Below are 18484 nucleotides of genomic sequence, written 5' to 3'. Positions count from 1 at the left end.
GTCCGCCGTGCGGATGGCCGGGCATCCGGCGCGGGGGCGGCGCGGGGCGCGTCAGAGCGCGGTCGGGTCGCGGAGCAGATCCGCGAAGGCGGCTTCGGCGGCGCCGATGAGCAGGCGGTCCTCGGCGAGGGAGGCGACGCGGATGTCGAGACCCTCCATCGTGGAGGGCATGGCCTGTGCGGCGACGGCGTCGAGGAGCCCCTGCGGATCGTGGGCGGCGATCGTGGCGAGGAAGCCGCCCAGGACAACGACCGAGGGGTTCAGCACGTTCACGGCGTTGGCGAGGGCGGTGGAGAGGATGCGGCGCTGCCGGGCGAGCTCCGCCTCCACCGCGGGGTCTTCGGATGCCCCGAGTGCGGCGGCGAGGGTCGGCTCGTCCGCGGTGTGCAGGCCGACGGCGGCGAGCAGGCGCGCCCGGCTGACCTCGTCCTCGAGCACCCCGTTCTCGGCGCGGCGGTCGGTGTCGGCGGCGATGCCGGGGCGGTTCTGGCCGAACTCGCCGGAGTATCCGCCGGCGCCGGCCACCGGCATCCCGTGCACGATCAGCCCGCCGCCGATGCCGCTCGCGCCGCCGTTGAGGTAGACGACGTCATCGATGCCGCGTGCGGCGCCGTAGAGGTGCTCGGCGAGGGCGCCGAGCGCGGCGTCGTTGCCCACGACGGTCGGAAGGTCCGTGGCGGCCGAGACGAGGTCGCGCAGCGGCGCGTCGATCCAGCGCAGGTGAGGGGCGTTGCGCACCAGCCCGTCGGCTGCGCGGACGAGTCCGGGCACCGCCAGGCCCACCGAGACGATGCGTGCCGCGGCGAGCGGGCCGGAGCGCCAGGCGCGCAGTCGTGCGGCGACGAGGGCAGCGGTCTCGGCGGGAGTGAGCAGGTGGTCCAGGTCGATGCGCTCCCGCCGCGCGATGGTGTGGTCGAGCCCGACCGCGGCGATGGTGAGGGCGTCCACTTCGGGGTTCACGGCGAGGGCGAGCACGGTGTGATCGACGGCGACCACGGGGGAGGGGCGTCCGACGCGTCGGGACGGGTCGGGAGCGTGCTCGGCGACGAGGCCGAGACGGGCGAGCTCTGCCACCAGGTCGGCGACGGTCGAGCGGTTCAGGCCGGTGGATTCGGTGAGGCTGGCCCGTGACAGCGGGCCCTCGAGGTGCACGAGGCGCAGCAGCCGGGCGAGGTTTCGCTGGCGGATGCCCTCGACGGCGGGAAGCGGATCGGTCACCCGACTCACTGTACGGGCGGAATGCCCCCGTTCAGGGTATTTGTTGCCCTTGACCTCAAATCCCTCTCTGACGTACTCTGAGCACGTCCACATCACTTTCGACGTCGAAGTCGAAACTTTCGAGAGGTTCGAAGATGAACACACGCAGCAGGATGCGCGTCTTCGCAGGAATCGCCGCAGCAGGTATCGCGGCCGGCGCTCTCGCCGGCTGTTCGGCCGGCGATGGCGGCGGCGGAGAAGACGGCGACGGGGTCACTCTCACGTGGTGGCACAACGCCACTTCGGGACCCATGCCCGCGGTCTGGGAAGAGGTGGCCGCCGAGTTCGAAGAGGCCCACCCCGGCGTCACGGTCGAGCAGACCGGCTATCAGAACGAGGAGCTGCAGCGCACGCTCATCCCGAACGCGCTGGCTGCGGGCGATCCGCCCGACCTCTTCCAGGTGTGGCCGGGCGGCGAGCTGCGGGGCCAGGTGGAGAACGGCTATCTCATGCCGCTCGATGACGTCATCGGCGACACCGTCGAGAGCGTCGGTGCGACGGTGAACCCGTGGCAGGTCGACGGCGTCACCTACGGCATCCCGTTCACCTTCGGCGTCGAGGGCTTCTGGTACAACACCGAGCAGTTCGCCGACGCGGGCGCCGAGGTGCCCACCACCTTCGACGAGCTGGTCGAGGTCGTCGGCGCCCTCCGCGAGGCCGGCAGCACGCCGATCGCCGTCGGTGCGGGCGACGGCTGGCCGGCGGCGCACTGGTGGTACCAGTTCGCGCTCAAGTCGTGCTCGCCCGAGACGCTCGCCGCCGCCGAGACCGAGTTCGACTTCACCGACCCGTGCTGGGTCGAAGCGGGCGAGCAGCTGCAGGACTTCCTCGGCGTCGAGCCGTTCCAGGACGGCTTCCTCGGCACGCCCGCCCAGCAGGGCGCAGGCAGCTCGGCAGGCCTCGTCGCCAACGGCCAGGCCTCGATGGAGCTCATGGGCCACTGGAACGCCGGCGTGATCGGCGGCCTCACGCCCGATCAGGAGGTGCCCGCCTTCCTCGGCTGGTTCCCCGTGCCCGGCATCGCCGGTGCCGACGGCGACCCGACCGCCGCGCTGGGCGGCGGCGACGGCTTCGGCTGCTCCGCGGATGCTCCGCCGGAGTGCGCAGAACTGCTCGCCTACATCATGAGCGAAGACGTGCAGAAGAAGTTCGCGGCCAGCGGCTCCGGCATCCCCACGGTGCCCGCGGCGCAGTCCTCGCTCGAGGACCCCAACCTGAAGATGGTCGCCGACGGCCTCGCCGCGGCATCCTTCGTGCAGCTCTGGTTCGACACCGCATTCGGCACCACCGTCGGAAACGCGATGAACGAGGGCATCGTCAACCTGTTCGCAGGCACCGGAACGCCCGAAGAGATCGTGCAGCGGATGCAGGACGCGGCGGCGACCCTGTAGCCATGGCGACCCTCACCACGCCCGGGCCCGCGGTCACCGCGGGCCCGGGCCCCCTGCCGGTGCGCGCGCCCCGCCGCCGCTCGGGACGCAAGCGTCTCGAGATCCTCCTGTTCGCCGGCCCCGCGCTCGTGCTGTTCCTCGGCTTCGTGATCCTGCCGGTGATCCTCGCCGGGGTCTACAGCTTCTACAACCTGCCCCCCGCGTTCCAGTGGGAGGACCTCGCCGAGTCCGGACGCTTCGTCGGGTTCGACAACTACGTCCGCGCGCTGACCACTCCCGAGTTCCAGCGCGCGATCGGCAACACCTTCTTCATCCTCGCGATGTCGCTGCTCGTGCAGGGGCCGATCGCGATCGGGGTCGCGCTGCTGCTGAACCGCCGGCTCCGCGGGAGAAGCATCTTCCGCCTGCTGATCTTCGTCCCGTATGTGCTGGCGGAGGTCATCGCCGGACTCTCCTTCAAGCTGATCCTGCAGCCGAACGGCGCCGTCAACGCGACTCTCGAGTCGCTCGGCCTCGGCGCGTTCACCCGCAACTGGCTCGCCGATCCCTCGATCGCGCTGTGGACGATCTTCTTCATCCTCACCTGGAAGTACATCGGCTTCGCGATCCTGCTGTTCCTCGCCGGGCTCCAGGGCATCCCCGAAGAGCTCGCCGAGGCGGCGCAGATCGACGGGGCGACCTGGTGGCAGGTGCAGCGGCACATCACGCTGCCGCTCCTGGGACCCACGATCCGTATCTGGGCGTTCCTGTCCATCATCGGATCGCTGCAGGTCTTCGACATGGTCTGGGTCACGGTCGCGCCCGCGGTCCGGCGCATCGCGACCGAGACCATGGCGACCTACATGGTGCAGCAGGGGCAGTTCGCCGGGCAGCCCGGCTACGGCAGCGCCATCGCCGTGATCCTCTTCGTCATCTCCCTCGTCATCGCTCTGGCGTATCAGCGCTTCGCGCTGCGCCGAGACCTCACGGGCGCCGTGACCGCACCACGCCGCAGCAGAAAGCCCGCTTCCCGCAGAAAGGCGGTGCGCTGAGATGTCCGCCACCACCACCATCGTCACCGGCGACGCGGCGCCCCGCGCCGCGGAGCCGGCCGGTCGCCGGTTCGACTGGGGCCAGCCCTTCGTCTACCTCGTCGCCCTGGTCGTCGCCGCCGTCGCGATCGGCCCGGTCGTCTACGTCTTCCTGGGCGGGTTCCGCACGACTGCCGACCTCAACGCCGACCCTGCGGGATGGCCCGACCCGTGGACCGTGCAGAACTGGATCGCGGTGCTCAGCGCCCCCCGGTTCTGGGGCAACGTCTTCGCGAGCACCCTGCTGGCGGTCGCCACCACCGTCGGCGTCGTGATCGCCGGGATCATGGCGGCATTCGTGCTCGCGCGGTACGACTTCCGCGGCCGGCAGGGGCTCTACACGCTGTTCGCCGCGGGGCTCATGTTCCCGCTGACGGTCGCCGCCCTGCCGCTCACACTGCTGCTGCGCACGCTGGGCCTGCACGGCACGTACCTCGGCGTGATCATCCCGGGCATCGCGTTCGCGCTGCCCACGACCATCATCATCCTGGTGCCGTTCCTGCGGGCCATTCCCGACGAGCTCGAAGAGGCGGCGATGATCGACGGCGCGACGCGCATCGGCTTCTTCTGGCGCATCCTCCTGCCGCTCGCCAAGCCCGGCCTGATCACGGTCGGCATCCTCGCGTTCGTGGCGAGCTGGAACGGATATCTGCTGCCGCTGCTGGTGATCTCCACCGGCTCGCTGCCGCAGGAGCTGTGGCCGCTGCCGCTCGGGGTGACGCAGTTCTCGTCGCAGTACTCGCAGGACACCGGGGCCGTGCTGGCGTACACGTCGCTCGCGATGATCCCGGCGCTGGTGTTCTTCCTCCTCGCCGAGAAGCGGATCGTCGGCGGTCTCACCGGGGCGGTGAAGGGATGACCCTCGAACAGCACTCCACGATCCGCACACCTTCGTGGCGCGAGACCGCGCGACCGGTCGCGGAACGCGTCGACGCCCTCATCGCCGAGATGACGGTGACGGAGAAGATCGCCCAGCTCTACGGAGTGTGGGTCGGAGCATCCGCCGACGGGGAAGACGTGGCCCCGCACCAGCACGACATGAACGACGAGGTCGATCTCGACGCGCTGCTTCCGGCCGGTCTCGGTCAGCTCACGCGCCCGTTCGGGACGGCTCCGGTGGATCCCGCGGTGGGCGCCCTGTCGCTGATGCGCGCGCAGCAGCGGATCATGGCGGCGAACCGGTTCGGCATCCCGGCTCTCGCGCACGAGGAGTGCCTCGCCGGGTTCGCGACCTGGGGTGCGACCGCCTACCCCGTTCCGCTCAGCTGGGGCGCGACGTTCGACCCCGCGCTGGTGCGCGAGATGGGCGGCCGGATCGGCGCCGACATGCGTGCCGTGGGCGTGCACCAGGGGCTCGCCCCGGTGCTCGACGTCGTGCGCGATGCGCGCTGGGGCAGGGTCGAGGAGACGATCGGCGAGGACCCGTATCTCGTCGGCACCGTCGCCACCGCCTACATCCAGGGCGTCGAGTCGGCGGGGGTCATCGCGACACTCAAGCACTTCGTGGGCTACTCGGCCTCGAAGGGCGGACGCAATCTGGCACCCGTTTCGGTCGGTCCGCGGGAACTCGCAGACGTGCTGCTGCCGCCATTCGAGATGGCACTGCGCGAAAGCGGGGTGCGGTCGGTGATGAACTCCTACACAGACCTCGACGGCATCCCCACGGCCGCCGACCCGCGTCTTCTCACCGAGCTGCTGCGAGAGACCTGGGGCTTCGACGGAACGGTGGTCGCCGACTACTTCTCGATCGCGTTCCTGCGCGAGCTCCACGGCATCGCCGAGACATGGACGGATGCCGCGGCCGCCGCCCTCGCGGCGGGGATCGACGTCGAGCTGCCCACCGTCAAGACCTTCGGCACCGACCTCGTGCGCGCCGTCGAGGAGGGCCGGGTCGACGAGGCGCTCGTGGACCGAGCGCTCGGTCGGGTCCTGCGTCAGAAGGCCGGACTCGGCATGCTCGACGCGGACTGGAGCCCGGTGCCGGCAGCCTTCGGCGGATCAGACGCAGGCGGGTCCTCTGCCGGTGATATCTCGGCCGACGCCGTCCGCGGGCGAGTCGATCTGGATCCGCCCGAGAACCGCGCGCTCGCACGCCGCATCGCCGAGCAGGCGATCGTGCTGTTGCGCAACGACGGAGTGCTGCCTCTCACCCGAGCGACGCGCATCGCTGTCGTGGGCCCGGTGGCGGACGACCCGTACGCGGTGCTCGGATGCTATTCGTTCCCTTCCCACGTCGGGGTGCGGCATCCGGAAGTCCCCCTCGGGATCGAGCTGCCGACCTTGCGCGACGCGCTGGCGACCGAGTTCCCGCACGCCGAGATCGCGTTCGCCGCCGGCACGACGATCGACGGCGGCGAGACCGAGGGATTCGCCGAGGCCCTCGACGTCGCCTCCAGCGCCGATGTCGTCGTCCTCGCCCTCGGTGATCGTGCGGGGCTGTTCGGGCGCGGCACGAGCGGTGAGGGCTGTGACGCGGCCGACCTCACGCTTCCGGGATCGCAGCAGCAGCTGCTGGATGCGATGCTCCAGGCCGGGGTGCCGACGATCGTCACGATGCTCGCCGGGCGGCCGTACGCGCTCGGCTCCGCGCCCGAGCGCGCCTCGGCGATCGTGCAGACCTTCTTCGCGGGCGAGGAGGGAACGGGTGCGATCGCCGGCGTGCTGAGCGGCCGGGTGAACCCGAGCGGACGGCTGCCGGTGAGCATCCCTCGCGACCCCGGTGCCCAGCCGTCGACGTATCTCGCCTCGACCCTCGCGCGCGGGGGCGATGTGTCGAACATCGATCCCGCACCCGCGTACGCGTTCGGGCACGGTCTCGGCTATGCCCTGTCGGTGTGGTCGGATGCCGCATCCTCGGCGCCGGAGATGCCTGCCGACGGCGCTGTCACGGTGTCGATCCACGTCGGCAACGCCGGGGAGCGTGCGGGCGCGGAGGTCGTGCAGCTGTACCTGCACGATCCGGTCGCCTCGGTCGTGCGCCCGGTGCAGCGGCTCATCGCCTATGCGCGGGTGCCGCTGGAGCCGGGGGAGCGCGTCCGCGTGTCGTTCGAGGTGCCGGCCGATCTGGCGGCGTTCACTGGAGCGGACGGGCGGCGGATCGTCGAGCCGGGCGAACTCGTGCTGGGCTTCGGCCGCTCCAGCGCCGACATCGTGGCCACGCGCTCCGTGCGGATCACCGGCGAGCCGCGTGTCGTCGACCACACGCGCGCGCTGCACGCGGAGGTGACGGTGACACGCGGCCGGTGACGCGCTCGCCGGCGTGCCTGTCGCCGCGTGTTCACACGAGATGTGCGCCTCCACAGGAGGATTGGCGGTGGGGCGCTCCGCGGCGCGAAGCTCCTGTGGGAGCGCAGTTCTCCTGCACGTCAGTCCACTTCATGTGCTCTCGCCGAGGCCACACGCTGGGTGCGGGTGGATCGTGTGCGGTCGGTGACAGCACATGAAATGGACGCCTGAGACAGGCAGGTTTCGGGGCGCGGCGCATCTCCCTGAGCCTGCCGAGCGGATGCTCCTGCTCAGCGAGAGGGCGCGGCCGTGCTGCCGCGAACCACGAGGTGCGTCGCGAGGTCCATGCGGAGGGTCTCGGCGGTGGCGCCGTCGGCCAGTCGCAGCGCGAGGCGGGTGGCCTCCTCGCCCATGCGCCGCAGCGGCTGGTGCACGGTCGTGAGCTGCGGGCTCATCCAGCGTGCGAGGGCGATGTCGTCGTAGCCGACCACCGACAGGTCGTCGGGAACGCGCAGCCCCGCAGCCGAACCGGCCGCGATCGCGCCGAGCGCCTGCAGGTCGCTGCCGGCGAAGATGGCGGTCGGCGGGTCGGCGAGGGCCAGCAGGTCGTGGGCATGGCGCTCGCCACCGGCGGGGTGGAAGTCGCCGAAGCGGATGAGGTCGGGGTCGATCGGCAGCCCTGCGGCGTTCATGGCGGAGCGGTAGCCGTCGACGCGGGCGAGCGAGCACATCATGTCTTCGGGCCCGGTGATGGCGGCGATCCGTCGATGCCCCAGCTCGATGAGGTGGCGTGTCGCCATGAGCCCGCCCGACCAGTTCGCCGAGCCCACGGACGGCACGTCGGGCGAGGGGTCGCCTGCCGGGTCCACGATGACGAAGGGGATGCCGCGCGAGCGCAGCTTTTCGCGGTGACGCTCCTGGATGTCGGAGAACACCAGCACGACGCCCACCGGTCGGCGGCGGAGGACCCCGTCGATCCAGTCCGCGGAAGGGGTGTGGCGGTCGCCGCTCACCGTGAGCACGACCGAGAGGCCGGCGGCGTGGGCGACGTCCTCGACGCCCTCGATGACCTCCATCGACCAGCTCGGCTCGAGTTCGTGGAACACGAGTTCGACGAACTCCTTGCGCGGGGATGCCCCGCGCCGCATATATCCGTGACGCGCGAGATGCTCCTCGAGACGCGCACGCGTGTCGGGGGCCACATCGGTGCGTCCGTTGAGCACCTTCGACATCGTCGCGAGCGAGACGCCGGCCTCGGCGGCGATGGCGGCGAGGGTCACGCGCGAGCCGTCGGTCATGCGTCGATCGTAGCGCTCGAAACTATCGAAATCGCGATTCGATGTTCCGACCGCGGGATGGCCGAGTGAAGACCTGCGTGTGCCATCGGGAGTGGACGCGGCATCCGATCTGGTATAGGTTGTCGTCAACAACAATTAGGTTCACCGGTGAACAGGAGCGTCATGCCCACCCCCACTCGCGCCGACAAGTTCTCGTTCGGTCTCTGGACCGTCGGCTACAACGGCACCGACCCCTTCGGCGGTCCGACCCGCAATCATCTCGACGTGGTCCACGCGGTCGAGAAGCTCGCCGAGCTCGGCGCCTACGGCCTCACCTTCCACGACGATGATCTGTTCGCGTTCGGATCGACCGACGCCGAGCGTCAGACCCAGATCGACCGGCTGAAGGGCGCGCTCGCCGACACCGGCCTCATCGTGCCGATGGTGACGACCAACCTGTTCTCGGCTCCCGTCTTCAAAGACGGCGGGTTCACCTCGAACGACCGCGACGTGCGACGCTTCGCGCTGCGCAAGGTGTTCCGCCAGCTCGACCTCGGCGCTGAGCTGGGTGCCAAGACGTTCGTCATGTGGGGCGGCCGCGAGGGCGCGGAGTACGACTCGGCGAAAGACATCCGCGCGGCGCTCGAGCGCTACCGCGAAGCCGTGAACCTGCTCGGCGACTACGTCACCGACAAGGGCTACGACATCCGCTTCGCGATCGAGCCCAAGCCCAACGAGCCCCGCGGCGACATCCTGCTGCCGACGCTCGGTCACGCGATCGCGTTCATCGATTCGCTCGAGCGCCCCGAGCTCGTGGGCGTCAACCCCGAGGTCGGCCACGAGCAGATGGCCGGGCTCAACTTCGCCGCCGGCATCGCCCAGGCGCTGTACCACGGCAAGCTCTTCCACATCGACCTCAACGGTCAGCGCGGCATCAAGTACGACCAGGACCTCGTCTTCGGTCACGGCGACCTGCACAATGCGTTCGCCCTCGTCGACCTGCTCGAGAACGGCGGCCCGGGCGGCGTGCCGGCCTACGACGGCCCCCGGCACTTCGACTACAAGCCCTCGCGCACCGAGGACGAGACCGGAGTGTGGGCCTCGGCATCCGCCAACATGCGCACGTACCTGCTGCTCAAGGAGCGCGCCGCGGCCTTCCGCGCCGATCCCGAGGTGCAGGAGGCGCTCGCCGCGGCGAAGGTCGCCGAGCTCTCGGTGCCGACCCTCAACCCGGGGGAGTCGTACGACGACTTCCTCGCGGACCGGTCCGCCTACGAGGACTTCGACACCGACGCGTACCTCGGCGGCAAGGGCTTCGGGTTCGTGCGTCTGCAGCAGCTCGCCACCGAGCACCTCCTCGGCGCGCGCTGAGGCATCCGACCGCACACCTCTCGCCGAGACAGGGGATTCACGCCGAGACCGAGGGCTATGCCCCCGGTCTCGTGCGGAATCCCCTGTCTCAGCCTCACACGCAAGGAGCAACCGTGCCGCTCGTGATGGGCGTCGATTCATCGACGCAATCGTGCAAGGTCATGCTGACCGATGCCGCGACCGGCGCGATCGTGCGCCAGGGCCGCGCCTCGCACCCCGACGGCACGTCCGTCGACCCCGCGGCGTGGTGGCGGGCGCTGCAGGCCGCGATCGCCGACGCCGGCGGGCTCGAAGACGTCGAGGCATGGGCGATCGGCGGGCAGCAGCATGGCATGGTCGCTCTCGATGCCGACGGCCGTGTGATCCGCGACGCCCTGCTGTGGAACGACACCCGCTCGGCGGGCGCCGCAGCAGATCTCATCGCCGAGTTCGGTGCGGACGAACTCGCTCGCCGGACGGGCCTGGTGCCCGTCGCATCCTTCACGATCACGAAGCTGCGCTGGCTCCGCGACAGCGAGCCCGAGAACGCCGCGCGGGTCGCCGCGGTGGCGTTGCCGCACGACTGGCTCACCTGGCGCCTGCGCGGATTCGGTCCCGAAGACGAGGCTCCGCGCGGGCCGGTGCTCGACGAGCTCGTGACGGATCGATCGGATGCCTCGGGCACCGGCTACTGGAACCCGCGCTCGCCGCCGGCGGGCACCGACGGTTACGACCGCGACCTGCTGGTCGCCGCGCTCGGCCGTGACGCGGTGCTGCCGCGCGTGCTCGGCCCCGACGAATGGGTGACGGATGCCGCGAGTCGCCGCGTCGGCGGCGGCGCCGGCGACAACGCGGGTGCAGCCCTCGGGCTCGGTGCGGGGCCCGGAGACGTCGTGGTGTCGATCGGCACGAGCGGAACGGTCTTCGCCGTCAGCGAGCATCGCACGATCGACCCCACCGGGACGGTCGCCGGCTTCGCCGACTGCACGGGCCGGTTCCTTCCCCTCGTCGCGACCCTCAATGCCGCCCGCGTGCTCGATGCGATCGGGCGCGTGCTCGGAGTCGATCACGCCGAGCTCTCCCGGCTCGCTCTGGCGGCTTCTCCCGGTGCGGATGGGCTCGCCCTGGTGCCGTACTTCGAGGGCGAACGCACTCCGAATCTCCCGGATGCGACGGGGTCGCTCACGGGCATGACCCTCGCTTCGACGACTCGTGAGAACCTCGCCCGCGCGGCGGTCGAGGGCATGCTCTCGGGGCTCGCCGCGGGTCTCGAGGCGCTGCGCGGGCTGGGCGTCCCCCTCGAGCGCGCCCTCCTCGTCGGCGGCGGGGCCCAGTCCGAAGCGGTGCGGGCCATCGCGCCGCTCGTGCTGGGCCTGCCCGTCGTCGTTGCGGAGCCCGGTGAATACGTCGCCCTCGGCGCGGCCCGCCAGGCGGCGTCGGTGCTGGCCGCCGGCTGACCCGCCGCGGGCGAGGAGTTCTGCCCGCGCCCCCTGCGGCAGCCGCGTCGCGTCCTCCGCAGCCTCCCGGGTGTTCGCAACTCCGGAGGCGAGGAGCCTCCGGAGGCGGGGAAGCCGGTGTTTTCGCGACGCAACTGCGGGTTCGGTTTCGCATTTCCGGAGTTGTGAACCGCGGAGCGGCAGAATGGACGGATGCCGCAGTCCGATGCCGCCGATGATGTCGATGCGCAGCTCGACGCGATCGCCGCCGAGCTGTACGCCCTGCCCCCGGCGGAGTTCACCGCGGCCCGCAATGCGCGGGCGGCGGCATCCGATCCCTCTCTCGCGAAGCGGGTCAAGGCGTTGCGCAAGGCGACGGTCGCGGCCTGGACGGTGAATCTGCTCGCGCGCGAGGGGCAGCTCGCCGAGGCGGTCGAGCTGTCGGCAGCGCTGCGCGAGGCTCAGGACGACCTCGACTCCGCCGAGCTCTCGCGTCTCGGCCGGCAGCGGCGGGCGCTCGTCGCCGGGCTCGCGTCGCAGGCGGTCGAGCTCGCGCGCAGCGCCGGTGTCGCCGTCAGCGGGGCCGCGCGCGACGACGTCGAGAAGACGATCAACGCGGCGGTGGTGGATGCCTCGGCCGCGGCCGCCGTCCTGACCGCCCGGCTCGTCGCGCCGCTGGAGGCCGGCGACATCGAACCCGGTGCGCTCGCCGAAGCGGTGGGGGGTTCGATCCCGGGAGCCGAAGTGCCCCCGGTGCGGGACGATCTGGCCGAACGCCGCGCGCGCAAGGCGGCGGAGAAGGCGGTCCGTGAGGCCGAGAGGCTCGCGAACGAGGCAGACCGCGAGCTGGCGCGCATCGACGCGCGGCAGGTCAAGGCGCAGGAACGCGCCGACCACATCGCCGAGCGCATCGAGGATCTCCGCCGCGATCTCGCCCGTCTCGAGGAGGAGGCATCCGAGGCGACGGCGAAGCTCGCGGGCCTCGATGAGGAGCACGCCCGGGCGAAGGAGAAGTCCCGCATTGCCGGAGCAGACGCCGACCGCGCGAAGCGCACGCTCGACACCCTCTGATCCGCTCGCCCGCCTCCGCAACGGCGGGACGGCATCCGCTCTTCACAGGACTCTCGTAGGCATCCTGCATAGCGTGGAGGCATGGCGAATCCCGCACCATTGGTGCACGCGACCACGTCCGACGATGCCGAGATCACCGTCTCGGCCGCAGAGCTGCGAGAGCTGCGCGACGAGCTGCAGCGGTTCCTCATGGAGTACCGCTTCGGGCTGCAGGAGATCGAGACCAAGATCGGGATCCTGCGTGATGAGTTCCTGCTCACGCACGACTACAACCCGATCGAGCACGTCTCGAGCCGGGTGAAGTCGCCCGACAGCCTCGTCGAGAAGGTGCAGCGCAAGGGCGTCGACGGTGACTTCGCGGCGATCCGAAAGAACATCACCGACATCGCCGGAGTGCGCATCACCTGCAGCTTCGTCGCCGACGTCTACCGCCTCTTCAACCTGCTCACGGCACAGGATGACGTGCGCCTCATCACCGTCAAGGACTACATCGCCGAGCCCAAGACCAACGGATACAAGAGCCTGCACGCGATCATCGAGGTGCCGGTGTTCCTCTCTACGGGCCGCATCGAGGTGCCCGTCGAAGTGCAGTTCCGCACGATAGCGATGGATTTCTGGGCCAGCCTCGAGCACAAGATCTACTACAAGTACGACACCCGCGTGCCGGACGGGCTCCTCGCGAGCCTCAAGGATGCCGCCGACACCGCCGCCGAGCTCGACCAGCGCATGGAGCGTCTGCACACCGAGATCCGGCGCGGCGGCAACCGCGGCGGCGGGGTCGACGCCGGCGTGGGCGAGAATGCCGAGATCGACGAGGGTGGCGCTCCCGTCGAGGCAGGCGACGATCGGATCGCTGACACAGCGCCGTCCGCCGAGAGTGCGCCCGTGTCGTCGACGGATGCCGCGGCACCCGTCACCGGAACGGTTCGCACCCGCGCGATCTGACGCCCGCCGCACACCTGGACCCGCCGAAGGCGATAGCGTCGGCGCATGTCACGTCAACTGCGCACGGGACGAGCGCGCGGTCGGGGGCGTGGCCCTCGCTTCGCCATCGCATTCATGGCTGCGGCGCTCGCGGTGGTGGGCGGTGTTGTCGCCGTGGAGCAGGTGCGCGTGGTCGGTGACGCGCTGGAGCGGCCGGGCGTCGATGCGTTCTACAGCCAGCCGGCCGATGCGGCGGTGGGCGATCCCGGCACGATCGTGAAGCTCGATGCTCTCCTCGGCACGCCGTTCGCGAGTCGTGCGTGGCGCATCATGTACCGGACGACCGACGTGCACGGCGACCCGGCGGTGTCGACCGGTGTGCTCGTCGTGCCGCTCACGCCGGCCCCGCCCCAAGGCAGAACGATCGTGTCGTGGGGGCATCCGACGACAGGGGCTGCGCGCGAGTGCGCGCCGTCGTACGGCTTCGACCCGTTCCTCGGTATCGAGGGCCTGCGCTTCCTCCTCGATCGGGGCTACGCGGTCGTCGCGACCGACTACGTCGGGATGGGCACCGACGGTGCCGATTCGTACCTCGTGGGCGCCACTGGCGGCAATGCGGTGCTCGACGCCGCGCGTGCCGCGCGGGCCGTGCCCGAGGCTCGGGCGAACGACCGGGTCGTGCTGTGGGGGCACTCGCAAGGAGGGCAGGCGGTGCTCTTCGCGGCCGAGCGGGCCGCGGCGTACGCCCCCGAACTCGACATCCTCGCCGTCGCCGCAGCTGCGCCGGCGGCCGACCTGTCGGGGCTCATGAGCGATCATCTCGACGACATCTCGGGAGTCACCATCGGCTCGTATGCGTTCACCGCGTACGCCGGCGTCTACCCTGATGCGCCGCTCGACGGCATCCTCACGCCCGCTGCGCTCGAGACCGTTCCGCGTATGAACGAGCTGTGTCTGCTGACGCACATCTCCGAGCTGCACGAGATCGGCGGCCCGCTCGTGGGGGACTTCACGACCGCCGATCCCACCAAGACCGAGCCGTGGGCGAGCCTGTTCGCCGAGAATTCCGCGGGTGCGACCGCCTTCGACGCACCGCTGTTCCTCGCGCAGGGTCTCGACGACGAGCTGATCCTGCCCGCCGACACCGAGAAGTTCGCTCGGCACGAGGCATCCCTCGGAATCCCCGTGACGCTCCACGAGGTCCCGATCGCGACGCACGGGACGATCGCGTTCCTGGCGCTGCCCGCGATGCTGCGCTGGCTCGATCGCGTCGCCACCGGCTGACGGAGCCTTCGTCGACGGTGTCGAGACCCGATGACCCCGCATCGCTAGTCTTCTCACGTGGACGACCTCGAACCGACGCTGCTGGTGATTCCGATCCTGGCGGTGCTCGCGCCCCTCTTCGCGAGAGGGCTCGGCCGCTGGGTGCGCATCCCGGTGGTGGTGTTCGAGCTCGTGCTCGGCATCGTGGTCGGTCCCGCTCTGCTCGGCTGGGCCGTGCCGTCGGACTTCGTCGACACGCTGGCCAACTTCGGCCTGGCGATGCTGTTCTTCGTCGCCGGCACCGAGATCGAGTTCGGTTCGTTCCAAGGCCGCCTCGGCCGGCGGGCATCTCTGGGCTGGCTGATCAGTCTTGCCGCGGGAATCGCGGCAGGGTTCCTCCTGGCGCCGGGCGAAGCCGCCATCGTCATCGGGGTCGCGCTGTGCTCCACCGCCCTCGGCACGCTGCTGCCGATCCTCCGCGATGCCGGTGAGCTGCGCACCCCGTTCGGGCGGGCCGTCGGCGCGATCGGCGCGATCGGCGAGTTCGGGCCGCTCGTGGCCATCTCGATCTTCCTCGGCGGGCGCGAGCCGGGACTCTCGACCGTCATCCTCGCGGTGTTCGTCCTGGTCGCCGCGGGCGGCATCTGGCTGGCGCTGCAGCTGCCCCACGGTGCGATGCACAAGTTCGTCAACACGACGCTGCACACGTCCGGGCAGTTCGCGATCCGTGTCGTCTTCCTCATCCTTGCGGCGCTGGTCGCCCTCAGCATCGTCCTCGATCTCGACATGCTGCTGGGTGCGTTCACCGCCGGCATCATCTGGCGCCTGATCATGCGCGACGCTTCCGAAGAGGACCGTGAGGCCGTCGAGAGCAAGATCGAGGGCGTCGCGTTCGGCTTCCTCGTGCCGGTGTTCTTCATCTACACCGGTGTCACCTTCGACCTGCAGGCGCTGCTCGACCAGCCCGTGCTGTTCCTGCTGCTGCCCGTCGGTCTCGTGGCCCTGCTCGTCATCCGCGGGCTGCCGTCCATGCTGGCCGCGCCCGAGGGCTCGAGCCGGCGCGAGCGCTTCTCGATCGTTCTGCTGGGGGCCACCGGGCTGCCGATCATCGTCGCCGTCACCGCGATCGGCGTCGACGAAGGCATCCTGACCTCGTCGCAGCAGGCCGTGCTCGTCGCGACCGGCATGCTGTCGGTCCTGCTGTTCCCGCTCATCGGCATGGCGCTGCGCGGTGAGAAGGTGCGCTCGAGCGGGGCGATGCAGGACGACATGGCATGACGTGCCGGCAGCTTCTCGACGCAGCGCGCGCACGGCTGAGCGAGGCGCCGCGCGAGGCGCTGGGCGAGCTCGTCGAGCCCCGGCGGATCTTCGGCGTCGCACGGGCTCCGCGTGTGGAGCGACGGGGCGAGGCGTGGCACCTGGGCGTGCTGCTGCTCACCGACGATGCGGTGCTCGCGACCGGCGAGGTCGTGCGGGCGCGCGCGGATGCCCCGCGCGGGTACACCGCCGTGGCTCAGCGCCGACGCGCGGAACTCGCGGCCGCCGCCAGCAGAGGCGGCTTCCGCGAGGGCGAGACGGTGCACATCGGATGGCGGGTGCTGGATGCCGAGGCCGTGGATCGGGGCGCGGCGGGGCCCAGGTCGCCCGAGGGCCGGCAGGACGCGCCAGCGGTGCGAGGAGAGGCCGGGAGGACCGAGCCGCTCGCCCTCGTCGACGGCGTCGTGAGCGTCCGCTGGAGCGCGGCCGGCGGCTACGTGCCCCTCGATGGCTATCTCGCCGAGCGGATCGCGCTGCTGCTCGATCCGCCCGCGAGGGCGTGACCCCTCGCGGGCGGAGTCGCGATCAGGCCAGTGCTTTGGCCTTGAGCGAGTCGAACTCGGCCTGCGTGATCGTGCCCGAGGCCAGCAGCTGCTGCGCGCGCTCGATCTCGTTCGCGGGCGACGGCGATGACGTCGTCCCCGCCACGTCACGGATGTAGGCGGCCTGCGCCTGCTGCGCCGCGGATGCGCGTGCGGCTTCACGAGCCGTCATCGAGCCGCCCCGTGCGATGAGGTAGACCAGTGCACCCAGGAACGGGAGCAAGACCAGGAAGATCACCCAGAGCGCCTTGGCCCAGCCGTTCAAGGTGTGATCACGGAACACATCGATCACGATCCAGATGAAGATCCACAGGCACGCGATCATGAGCCAGATCCAGAAGATCCACACCAGGTAGTCCCAGAGGTTCATCGTTCTCGCCCTTCGTCGTTCGCGGACGGCGCTCGCCGCCCCACGCCGACGCTAGAAGCGCCGGCGCACGGCGCGCATCACCCGGATCGGATGAATCGGCGGCGCGCTAATGGGCGCCGCCGAGGTTGTCAACCCGGTGCCCCGCGGCGTCCGCGGCTCTAGCGTGAGCGGATGTCAGCATCCACAGACTCCCCCCGATCGAGTGGCCTCATCCGGCAGGTCGTGGTGATCAGCGCCTTCTGCTTCATGATCGTTGCGGCGATGGTCGGCACCGGGCTGTTCGGCGGCACTCCCGTGCAGGATCTGCAGGATGGCGCGCTCGACGCCGACGGTTCGTACCTCGCGCCGGCGCGTCCGGCGTTCTCCATCTGGACGGTCATCTACGTCGGCCTCTTCGCCTACACACTGTGGCAGGCGCTGCCGGGTCAGCGTGAGCGCGAGCGGCAGCGATCACTGGGCTGGCTCATCGCCGCGACGATGGTGCTCAACGGGGTGTGGCTGGTCTGCGCGCAGTTCGGGTCGCTGCCGCTGACCGTCCTCGCGATCGTGGTGCTGGTCGCGGTGCTCGGCGTGACGTTCCGCCGTACCGTCCAAGACCCCGGCCGGGGTCTGGCCGACGCTCTCCTCATCGACGGTGTGACGGGTCTGCACCTGGGGTGGGTGACGCTCGCGACGGTCGCGAACACGGCCGCATGGCTCACGCGCATCGCTCCGGAGTCGTGGGCGGATGCCGCGACCGCGTGGGGCATCGCGGTGCTGGTCGTCGTGGTGCTGGTGGGCGTCGCGATCGCATGGGCGAGCGGCTGGCGCATCGCGCCCGGGCTCGCGATGGCGTGGGGGCTGACGTGGATCGGGGTGGGCCGCCTCGCATTCGAGCCGTCGAACGCGACATTGGGGATCGCCGCGATCGTCGCGGCCGCGATCGTCATCCTCGTTCCGCTGGCAGGCACCGCGCTGCGGCGGTCCGAAGAGGTCCGCAACGCGGAGTGATCAGCCCTCAGCCGGCTCGAAGTGCCGCGCGAAGGCGCGGAGCAGGCGTGCGGGCTCGGTGATCGACGCCGCGAGCACCTTCGCGGCGATCTCGTCGTAGGCGCTCGCCTCGAAGTACCCGTCGTCGCGGTAGACGGCCATGCGCTCGGTGAAGGCCCGTGCCGTGGGCTCGGGGTGGAACTGCGTCGCGTACAGGTGGTCGCCGACCACATACGCCTGCACGGGGCACGCGTCGTTGACGGCGAGCAGGGTCGCGCCCGAGGGCAGGGACTCGGTCCCCTCCTTGTGCGCGGTGAGGGCGGTGAACCGGTTCGCGAGTCCGCCGAAGAGAGGATCCGCAGCGGCTTCGGGGGTCAGCTCGACGGCGACGGGGCCGGTGTCTTCCGGAAAAGCGCGGCTGACGCGGCCTCCGAGCAGGCGGGTGACCACGCCGATGCCGTAGCAGGTGAACAGCGCCGGGGGTCCCTCGCCTCGTGCGGCGTGCGCCGCGATCCGTTCGAGGTCTGATTCGAGGCGGCGCTGGGCGTCGGTCTTGGTCGACTCGGGGTCGGTCAGGTTGAAGGGACTGCCGCCGATGAGAAAGCCGCTGTAGCGCTCGAACGCGTCGGCGGGGAGCGGTTCGCGCACCAGATCGTGTCGTGCCAGGCGGCCCTCGTCGATGCGCATGGCGGAGCGGAACGACTCGTACTCAGCGGCAGCCGCGCCCTGCTGCGGGCGAACGCAGACATAGAGCAGCGGCGCGGTCGTCATGGGGAGAATTCTAAGTCGGCGACTCGGCGCGCCGCGAGCCGGGAGTCATCGACCGATACGCGGGAATCGTCGCGGCGAAGATGTATCAAACCCGCACTATCGCTCTCTGGCATGGTGTGGACACAATGGGCGCTATGACGCACGCGAGCGCTGAGTCTGGGCCCCCGCCGCCCGAGGATCCGCGCGACGCGTCAGCGGCGCGTGGGGAGGCAGCGGGGACCGTCGACTCCGCGGAGCCGGCGCGATGGCAG

At 70.7% G+C, this 18484-nt stretch carries 15 protein-coding genes and 1 pseudogene; 12 read left to right on the top strand and 4 right to left on the bottom strand.

What is annotated here, in order from left to right; genetic code table 11:
* Positions 1-51 precede the first annotated feature (51 nt).
* Complete coding sequence (locus KEC57_RS16105; RefSeq protein ID WP_372457080.1) at positions 52-1227, bottom strand: ROK family protein; 1176 nt, start codon at positions 1225-1227, stop codon at positions 52-54.
* A 125-nt stretch (positions 1228-1352) separates the two neighbouring features.
* Between KEC57_RS16105 and KEC57_RS16100 the strand changes: the two genes are divergently transcribed.
* Genes KEC57_RS16100 through KEC57_RS16085 form a run of 4 tightly spaced genes read left to right on the top strand, consistent with a single transcriptional unit; the run spans position 1353 to position 6964 of the window.
* Positions 1353-2648, top strand: a complete 1296-nt coding sequence (locus tag KEC57_RS16100; protein ID WP_229385708.1) for an ABC transporter substrate-binding protein — start codon at positions 1353-1355, stop codon at positions 2646-2648.
* Positions 2649-2650: 2 nt separating this feature from the next.
* A complete protein-coding gene (locus KEC57_RS16095) occupies positions 2651-3679 on the top strand; it encodes a carbohydrate ABC transporter permease (RefSeq protein ID WP_229385707.1) in 1029 nt (342 codons plus the stop codon).
* A 1-nt stretch (position 3680) separates the two neighbouring features.
* Complete coding sequence (locus KEC57_RS16090; RefSeq protein ID WP_229385706.1) at positions 3681-4577, top strand: carbohydrate ABC transporter permease; 897 nt, start codon at positions 3681-3683, stop codon at positions 4575-4577.
* Entirely contained in the window at positions 4574-6964 is a 2391-nt protein-coding gene (locus tag KEC57_RS16085; RefSeq protein ID WP_229385705.1) for a beta-xylosidase/alpha-l-arabinosidase, read from the top strand. Before KEC57_RS16090 ends, KEC57_RS16085 begins: the two co-directional genes overlap by 4 nt.
* 269 nt (positions 6965-7233) lie before the next feature.
* Here the strand turns inward: KEC57_RS16085 and KEC57_RS16080 are convergent, their stop codons facing one another.
* On the bottom strand, positions 7234-8241 hold the full coding sequence (locus KEC57_RS16080) for a LacI family DNA-binding transcriptional regulator (protein ID WP_229385704.1): 1008 nt from the start codon (positions 8239-8241) through the stop codon (positions 7234-7236).
* Positions 8242-8403: 162 nt separating this feature from the next.
* Here KEC57_RS16080 and xylA point away from each other — a divergent pair, with 162 nt between their 5' ends.
* The 7 genes and pseudogenes from xylA to KEC57_RS16045 all read left to right on the top strand — a co-directional run bounded on the left by xylA (position 8404) and on the right by KEC57_RS16045 (position 16084).
* Entirely contained in the window at positions 8404-9591 is a 1188-nt protein-coding gene (xylA, locus tag KEC57_RS16075; RefSeq protein WP_229385703.1) for a xylose isomerase, read from the top strand.
* 125 nt (positions 9592-9716) lie between these two features.
* Entirely contained in the window at positions 9717-11027 is a 1311-nt protein-coding gene (locus KEC57_RS16070) for a xylulokinase (protein ID WP_267492743.1), read from the top strand.
* A gap of 192 nt (positions 11028-11219) precedes the next feature.
* Entirely contained in the window at positions 11220-12077 is an 858-nt protein-coding gene (locus tag KEC57_RS16065) for a transposase (RefSeq protein WP_229385701.1), read from the top strand.
* A gap of 81 nt (positions 12078-12158) precedes the next feature.
* Positions 12159-12827 (top strand): annotated as a pseudogene (locus KEC57_RS16060) (GTP pyrophosphokinase); the annotation flags it as partial.
* Between the two features lie 240 nt (positions 12828-13067).
* On the top strand, positions 13068-14285 hold the full coding sequence (locus tag KEC57_RS16055; protein WP_229385700.1) for a lipase family protein: 1218 nt from the start codon (positions 13068-13070) through the stop codon (positions 14283-14285).
* Positions 14286-14342: 57 nt separating this feature from the next.
* Positions 14343-15542, top strand: coding sequence for a cation:proton antiporter (locus tag KEC57_RS16050; protein ID WP_229385699.1), 1200 nt, complete (start codon positions 14343-14345; stop codon positions 15540-15542).
* Positions 15539-16084 (top strand): glutaminase, encoded by a 546-nt coding sequence (locus tag KEC57_RS16045; RefSeq protein WP_229385698.1) that lies wholly within the window; start codon positions 15539-15541, stop codon positions 16082-16084. Before KEC57_RS16050 ends, KEC57_RS16045 begins: the two co-directional genes overlap by 4 nt.
* Before the next feature lie 22 nt (positions 16085-16106).
* Here the strand turns inward: KEC57_RS16045 and KEC57_RS16040 are convergent, their stop codons facing one another.
* Complete coding sequence (locus KEC57_RS16040) at positions 16107-16493, bottom strand: SHOCT domain-containing protein (RefSeq protein ID WP_229385697.1); 387 nt, start codon at positions 16491-16493, stop codon at positions 16107-16109.
* Between the two features lie 171 nt (positions 16494-16664).
* Between KEC57_RS16040 and KEC57_RS16035 the strand changes: the two genes are divergently transcribed.
* Positions 16665-17483, top strand: coding sequence for a TspO-related membrane protein (locus KEC57_RS16035; RefSeq protein WP_229385696.1), 819 nt, complete (start codon positions 16665-16667; stop codon positions 17481-17483).
* On the opposite strand, the gene KEC57_RS16030 is transcribed toward KEC57_RS16035, so the two are convergent.
* Complete coding sequence (locus KEC57_RS16030) at positions 17484-18233, bottom strand: glutamine amidotransferase-related protein (protein WP_229385695.1); 750 nt, start codon at positions 18231-18233, stop codon at positions 17484-17486.
* Positions 18234-18484: the final 251 nt, after the last annotated feature.

This window comes from Microbacterium allomyrinae, assembly GCF_020682705.1.
Lineage (GTDB): Bacteria > Actinomycetota > Actinomycetes > Actinomycetales > Microbacteriaceae > Microbacterium > Microbacterium allomyrinae.
The sequence above is the reverse complement of the archived record's forward strand: the minus strand, read 5'-3'. Positions and strand labels throughout refer to the sequence as shown.